This is a genomic window from Streptomyces murinus, from assembly GCF_002154555.1.
GTDB classification, from domain to species: Bacteria; Actinomycetota; Actinomycetes; order Streptomycetales; family Streptomycetaceae; genus Streptomyces; species Streptomyces murinus.
Genome location: NZ_MUNF01000581.1, coordinates 1 through 645, shown reverse-complemented (window position 1 = coordinate 645; position 645 = coordinate 1). Strand labels below are relative to the sequence as shown.

General features: G+C 71.0%; 1 protein-coding gene. It reads right to left on the bottom strand.

The annotated features are described in order from the left end of the window. The coding region (locus tag CCN72_RS40900; protein ID WP_425276185.1) for a transcription antitermination factor NusB at positions 1-571 on the bottom strand (571 nt) is incomplete at its 3' end. Between the last annotated feature and the right edge of the window lie 74 nt (positions 572-645).

Below are 645 nucleotides of genomic sequence, written 5' to 3'. Positions count from 1 at the left end.
CGCCCAGGGAGTCCCACAGCGCGGAGACGACCCAGCGGGGATGGGAGTGCACGACGGCGAGGTGGTCCTCGGGGTCCTCGTCGTAGGGCGGCGCGACCTTCTCGATCCAGCCGTCGAGATCGTTCTGGGCGATCTTGCGCAGCACCGCGTTGACGAACTTGGCCCGCCCGTCGCCCAGCACGACCCGGGCGAGTTCCACGGTGGCGGACACCGCGGCATGCGTCGGGATCCGGGTCCCGAGCAGCTGGTGCGCGCCGAGGCTCAGCACGTCAAGCACCGGCGGGTCGACCTCGCGCAGCGGCCGGTCCACACACGCGGCGATCACGGCGTCGTACGTGCCCTGCCTGCGCAGCGTCCCGTACACCAGCTCGGTCGCGAGCGCGGCGTCCCGCGCGTCGAAGTCGTCCTTCTCCCGCGCCTTCCTCAGCAGCGGGGGCAGCACGAGGTTGGCGTACGCGTCCCGCTCGTCCACCGCCCGCAGCGCCTCGAAGGCCAGAATGCGGACGGGGTCCTTCTTGGGACGCCGATAGGGCTTGGCGGGCTTATGACCGCGCCGCGACTGCTCGCTCACGAAAAAGGTGCTCCGGAGGTGAAAAGGGGTATGCGGCCAAGCCTACGTCGAGGGGGGTGACCGGGGGTGGGGAG